Annotated in this window: 7 protein-coding genes; 6 read left to right on the top strand and 1 reads right to left on the bottom strand. The window is 68.4% G+C overall.

Annotation, left to right across the window (positions count from 1 at the left end; translation table 11 throughout):
• Both AC3XYG_RS38440 and AC3XYG_RS38435 read left to right on the top strand, forming a co-directional pair.
• The coding region (locus AC3XYG_RS38440; RefSeq protein ID WP_489145181.1) for a hypothetical protein at nucleotides 1–216 on the top strand (216 nt) is incomplete at its 5' end.
• Nucleotides 217–504: 288 nt separating this feature from the next.
• Entirely contained in the window at nucleotides 505–1,290 is a 786-nt protein-coding gene (locus AC3XYG_RS38435; RefSeq protein ID WP_489145180.1) for an enoyl-CoA hydratase-related protein, read from the top strand.
• Between the two features lies 1 nt (nucleotide 1,291).
• On the opposite strand, the gene AC3XYG_RS38430 is transcribed toward AC3XYG_RS38435, so the two are convergent.
• Nucleotides 1,292–2,569: an MFS transporter gene (locus AC3XYG_RS38430; protein ID WP_489145179.1), complete on the bottom strand. Its 1,278-nt coding sequence runs from the start codon at nucleotides 2,567–2,569 to the stop codon at nucleotides 1,292–1,294.
• Nucleotides 2,570–2,800: 231 nt separating this feature from the next.
• On the opposite strand from AC3XYG_RS38430, the gene phnC reads away from it, so the two are divergent.
• From phnC to AC3XYG_RS38410, 4 genes are all read left to right on the top strand, one after another.
• On the top strand, nucleotides 2,801–3,622 hold the full coding sequence (gene phnC, locus AC3XYG_RS38425) for a phosphonate ABC transporter ATP-binding protein (protein WP_489145178.1): 822 nt from the start codon (nucleotides 2,801–2,803) through the stop codon (nucleotides 3,620–3,622).
• A 76-nt stretch (nucleotides 3,623–3,698) separates the two neighbouring features.
• A complete protein-coding gene (gene phnD, locus AC3XYG_RS38420) occupies nucleotides 3,699–4,631 on the top strand; it encodes a phosphonate ABC transporter substrate-binding protein (protein ID WP_489145177.1) in 933 nt (310 codons plus the stop codon).
• Nucleotides 4,632–4,698: 67 nt separating this feature from the next.
• Entirely contained in the window at nucleotides 4,699–5,589 is an 891-nt protein-coding gene (gene phnE / locus AC3XYG_RS38415) for a phosphonate ABC transporter, permease protein PhnE (RefSeq protein WP_489145176.1), read from the top strand.
• On the top strand, nucleotides 5,589–6,122 hold a 534-nt coding region (locus tag AC3XYG_RS38410), incomplete at its 3' end, for a PhnE/PtxC family ABC transporter permease (RefSeq protein ID WP_489145175.1). The genes phnE and AC3XYG_RS38410, both read left to right, overlap by 1 nt.

Here is a 6,122-nt window from a genome sequence, read left to right as displayed (position 1 = left end):
GACCGCCGCTTCTTCGAGATGGGCATCGAGATGGACCGGCCGGAGCTGCAGGCGATTGCCGATAGCCACACGGCGGTAGAAGCGGTGGCCCTGCTGTGCCCGGAATTCGGGCTGCCGCCGGAGCAGGCGGAACGCTGGGTCGCGGAATCGGACGAATATCTGGCAAGGCTGGATTTGTCGCCGGTGGACGGCGACCCGCCGCCGGACACGGGGTAGGTGCAATCTCCCCCACCTGTTATGCCCGTCCTCGGACTTGATCCGAGGATTGATCCGGGCATCCAGAGACTGTCGAGATCCTCTGGATTGCCGGGTCAAGCCCGGCAATGACAGATGGAAGGTGGGGTTGGTTTCGCCCGACCACCGCAACCTGGATGATTTCGCCTCTCCCGCCCCGCAGGAGGGGCCGGAGATGCTTGCCTCACGACCATGACGGCGACGGAAGCCCGTTGTAGAAAGGCCTCGCCGCGCGGTGAGCCACGCGGTGACGTTTGGGCGGGGGAAGCGATGACCGACACTTCGATCCGATGGACCCGCGACGGGCGACTGGCGCGGCTGGTGCTGGACCGGCCGGCGCGGCACAACGCGATCAGCAGGGCGATGTGGCAGGCGCTGCCCCGGCTGTGTGCCGAGATCGACGCCGACCCGGAGGTCGCCGCGGTGATCGTCGAAGGGGCCGGCGGCGAGGCCTTTTCCGCCGGCGCCGATATCAGCGAATTCGGCACCGTCTTCGCCGATGACGACTCGACCCGGCAGTACAATGCGGCGGTGCGGGCGGCGCTGCATGCGGTCGAAAGCCTCGATCGGCCCAGCATCGCCCTGGTGCGCGGCCTGTGCGTCGGCGGCGGCTGCGGCCTTGCCCTGGCCTGCGATTTGCGCTTCGCCGGCGACACCGCCCGGCTCGGCATCACCCCGTCGCGGCTCGGCCTGGCCTACAGCTTCGAGGACACACGGCGGCTGGTGGCGACGGTGGGGCCGGCCCGGGCCAAGGACATGCTGTTCTCCGGCCGGCTGCTCGACGCGGCGGAGGCGCTGGCGATCGGCCTGGTCGACCGGGTGCTGCCCGACGATGCGGTCGCGACTGCGGTGCTGGACTATGCCGCCACCCTGGCCGAACGGGCGCCGCTTAGCCTGCGCGCGACCAAGCGGATGATCGCGGCGATGCTGGACGGCGCCGATGCCGACACGGCGGGGACGGCGGCGCTGGCCGACGCCGCCTATCGCAGCGCCGATTTCCGCGAAGGCCAGGCCGCCTTCACCGAACGCCGCCCGCCGCGGTTCACGGGGCGGTGAGCTACCCCGCCCTCGGCCGGCGCAGCACGGCCTGGACGACGAACGTCATCAGCGCGCCGATCACCAGGCAGGCGGACAGGAACCACATCGGCGCCAGCTTGCTGCCGGTGGCGTCGCCGATCCAGGGCACCGCGTTCTGGGCGATGAAGCCGCCGAGGTTGCCGACCGAATTGATCGCGGCGATGCCGGCCGCGGCGGTGGCACCGGTCAGGAAGGTCGGCGGGATCGCCCAGAACACCGGCTGCGGCGCGAAGATGCCGGCCGCGGCGACGCACAGCAGGGCGAATTTGGCGGCGTTGCCCGGCACCACCACGCTCAACGCCAGGCAGACCGCGGCGATCAGCGCCGGGATCACGATGTGCCAGGTCTGGTCGCCGGTGCGGGCGGCGTTGCGCGGCACCCACCACAGCGCCGCGGCGACGCAGACCCAGGGGATGATGTTCAGGAGGCCGTTCTCGGTGTTCGACACGCCGAAGCCCTGCACCACGGTCGGCAGCCAGTAGCTCAGGCCATAGGCCCCGAGCGGGAAGGCGACGTAGAACACCGCCAGCAGCAGCACCCTTCCGTCCAGCAGCGCGGCGAACGGGTTGGCGTGCTGCGCCTTTCCTTCCGCGTTCTCGCGCGCCAGCACGTCGCGCAGCCAGGTCTTTTCGTCCCGGTCGAGGAAAGTGGCGGTCTCCGGGCTGTCGGGCAGGAAGAAGTAGGTGACGATGCCCATCAGCACGGCCGGGACGCCGGTGGCGAGGAACACCCACTCCCAGCCCTTCAGGCCGAACGCGCCGTCGAGGTCCAGCAGTGCGCCGCCGACGGTCGAGCCGACGGCGTTGGCCACGGCGCTCCAGGCCATGAACAGCCCGATCATGCGGCCGCGGAACTGCTGCGGGAACCACAGCGTCAGGGTGAACAGTACCCCGGGGAAGAAGCCGGCCTCGGCGACGCCCAGCAAGAAGCGCAGGATGTAGAACATCGTCGCGTTCTGGGTGTAGGCCAGGGCGATGGTGACCAGGCCCCAGGTGAAGATGATCCGTGCGAGCCAGCGCCGGGCGCCGACCTTGGCCAGGATCACGTTCGACGGCACCTCGAACAGGAAATAGCCGATGAAGAACAGCGACGCGCCCAGGCCGTAGGCGGTCTCGCTGATGCCGAGGTCGCCGACCATCTGCAGCTTGGCGTAGCCGACATTCTGCCGGTCGATATAGGCGATGAGATAAAGCAGGCCGAGGAACGGCATCAATCGCCAGGTGATCTTGGCGATCGTTTCAGGACGGGACTCGGGCACAGGTTCACTCCCTTGATTCGTCTGATGATTTGCCGCCCCACCCAGCAGACAAGCCGCTTTGCGACATAACGTCAACCCGGGCACCACAGTGCCATGCGGGCCGGGACGTTCACCGAACCGACATCAGGGGATCACGCGATCGTAACCTCGCTTTGCTAGGCCACTCACGCCGATGACGGCCGCCGCGGGTTTCCCAGCCCGCGGCACTGTCGATTGAATGGAGTGTGCCGTATGGCCGAGCTTGTGATCGAAGGCCTGACCAAGAGCTATCGCGCGGTGAACGCGGTCGACGACGTCAGCCTGACGATCGCCCCGGGCCAGATGGTCGGCGTGATCGGCCGCTCCGGCGCCGGCAAGTCGACCCTGCTGCGCCTGGTCAACCGGCTGGCCGATCCGACCCATGGCCGGATTCTGTTCGACGGCGTCGATGTCAGCCGGCTGAAGGGCCGGGCGTTGCGCGACTGGCGCTCGCGCTGCGCCATGATCTTCCAGCAGTTCAACCTGGTCAGCCGCCTCGACGTGCTCACCAACGTGCTGCTGGGCCGCATTGCCCATCACTGGACCCTGCCGTCGCTGCTGAAGCAGTTCGGCGAGCGTGAGCGGGCCTTCGCCATCCAGGCGCTCGACCGGCTGGACATGGCCCATGCCGCCCTGCAGCGGGCCGACACCCTGTCCGGCGGGCAGCAGCAGCGCGTGGCCATCGCCCGCGCCTTGCTGCAGGAGCCGGAGGTGCTGCTGGCGGATGAGCCGATCGCCTCGCTCGACCCGCGCAACGCCAAGATCGTGATGGACGCGCTGCGCGCCATCAACCGCGAGGACGGCATCACCGTCCTGGTGAACCTGCACACGCTCGACACCGCCCGGCACTACTGCGACCGGGTGGTCGGCATGGCCAAGGGCCGGATCGTCTTCGACGGCGCCCCGGCCGCCCTGACCATGGATGTGGTCGAGCAGATCTACGGGGTCGATGGAATGCGCGAGGCCTTCGACGAGCGCATCACCTCGACCGCGATCGAGCCCAGGACCGGCGAGCGCGAACTCGTCCCGGCCTGAGCTCCAAGCAAGGCGGCGCCCGGCAACGGCGCCGGGCGTCCGATACCATCCAATGGAAAGGGGTAGACCCATGTTCATGCGGCGCACGATCCTCGCAGCGGCCACGGCCGCCATCGCTCTCGCCGGCCTGGCCGGCACCGCCTCGGCGGCGGACCCGAGCTGGAAGAAGGATGTCCCGGTCATCCGCGTCGGTATCCTCGGCGGCGAAGCCGATGCCGACCGGCTGGCGCGCTACGACGGCTTCGAGAAGCTGCTGGAGAGCACCTTCAACGTGAAGGTCGAACTCTACCCGGCCTCCGACTATGCCGGCGTCATGCAGGGCATGGCCGCGGGCCAGCTCGACCTCGCCGAATTCGGCGCCTCGGGCTATGCCGGCCTGTGGCTCGACTGCAAATGCGTCGAGCCGCTGGTGGTGACCAAGGAAGACGACGGGTCGACCGGCTATTTCTCGGTGCTCTACGTCAAGTCCGACAGCCCGTACCAGAAGATCGAAGACCTCAAGGGCAAGACCTTGGCCTTCGCCGACCCGAATTCGACCTCGGGCTACCTGATCCCGAACTTCCAGCTCAAGGACCAGGGCTTCGACCCGGCCAAGTTCTTCGGCTCGACCAACTTCGCCGGCGGGCATGAGCAGGGCGTGGTCGCGGTGATGAAGGGCCAGTACGACGCCGGCGTGACCTGGATCTCTGGCCAGGGCGACCCGGCCGTGGGCTACAGCCGCGGCGCGCTGCGCAGCATGGTCGACAAGAAGATGCTCGAGATGAAGGATCTCCGCATCCTCTGGCAGTCGACGCTGATCCCGAACGGCCCCTGGGCGACCCGCACCGCCCTGCCGGAAGCCTTCCGCAAGGACATGCTGGAATTCCTGACCAAGCTGCCGGTCGACCATCCGGACATCTACCAGGCGGTCGAGAAGGGCACGGGCTCCGGCTTCGCCCCTGTCACCAACGACTTCTTCGCCGACATCATCAAGATGCGCCAGACCGAAGCTTCGGCCCGCCGCAGCTGATCATTCCCGTGGGCCGGGTTCGCCTTCGGGCGGACCCGGCCTCGTTTCAGAGTCCCTGATGACATCCATGACCGACGACCGCCCCCGCGACCCGGTCGCGGCCTTCGAGGCCGGGCGCCGGGTGCTGGCCCGCCAGCGGCGCCGCAGCACCCTGGTCGGGCTGGCGCTGTTCCTGCTCGCCGTCGCCATCGGTGGCACTGTCGGCGAGTTCTTCCCGGCCAAGCTGGCCGCCGGCCTGCCGCGGATCGGCGAGTATTTCCAGCGCACCCTGCCGGTTCTGCATTGGGCCGACCTGCTGTCCGACAGCAAGACCGAAGGCTCGGTCGCCTATTGGTACTACCGCGCCGGCAGCTACCTGGTGCTGCTGGCCGAAACCGCGCAGATGGCGATCATGGGCACGGTGCTGGGGGCGGCGATGGCGCTGCTGCTCAGCTTCCCCGCCTCGCGCAACCTGGTGCGCAGCCACTGGGTCTACCATCTCAGCCGCCGCTTCCTCGAGATCTGCCGCAGCGTCCCTGATATCGTCTATGCCCTGTGCTTCGTCTGGGCCTATGGCGTCGGCCCGCTGGCCGGTATCCTGGCCATGGCGGTGCACACGACGGGCGCGCTGGGCAAGCTGTTCTCCGAGGTGAACGAGGCGGTCGACGACAAGCCGCTGGAGGGCATCCGCGCCGCCGGCGGCAACTGGGTGCAGGTGATGCGCTTCGGCGTGCTGCCGCAGGTGCTGCCGAACTTCCTGTCCTATGTGCTGCTGCGGCTGGAGATCAACATCCGCTCGGCCTCGGTGCTCGGCTTCGTCGGCGCCGGCGGCATCGGGCAGGAGCTCTACTACATCGTCAGCTTCAACTATTACGAGGAGCTGAGCGCCCTGGTGCTGATGATCGTGGCGGCGGTGACGCTGATCGATCTCGGCTCCGAACGGCTGCGCTCGGTGTTCATCTCGCGGGAGGCGCATTGATGGGCACGAGACTCGCCCGGATCCGGCCGATCGATGTCGATCATGCCCGCGCCGCCCTGCCGCGCGCCTTCGGCCGGCCGATCGGCGAGCGGCTGCTCCGCGCCGCGCTGCTCCTGCTGGCGCTGGGCTATCTCGGCTATCTCTTCTGGTATTTCGATTTCTCGCCGGTCCGGCTCTATGACGGGCTGGTCAGCCGGAACGGCCTGTTCGTCATCATCGGCCAGATGGTGTCCTGGCACGACATGGCCGACTGGGAATATGGCGAGATCTTCACGGCGCTGGGCCAGACCATCGCCATGGCGTTCATCGGCACGCTGATCGCCTCGGTCATCGCCATCCCGCTCGGCTTCCTCGGCGCCCGCAACATCATGCCGCTCGGCATCCTGCGCTTCGGCTTCCGCCGGCTGTTCGACGGGCTGCGCGGCGTCGACCAGCTGATCTGGGCCCTGGTCTTCGTCCGCGCCGTCGGGCTGGGGCCGCTCGGCGGCATCCTCGCCATCTGCGTCTCCGACATCGGCTCGCTGGCCAAGCTC

The sequence above is a fragment of the Inquilinus sp. genome (genome assembly GCF_057815775.1).
The sequence above is the reverse complement of the archived record's forward strand: the minus strand, read 5'-3'. Positions and strand labels throughout refer to the sequence as shown.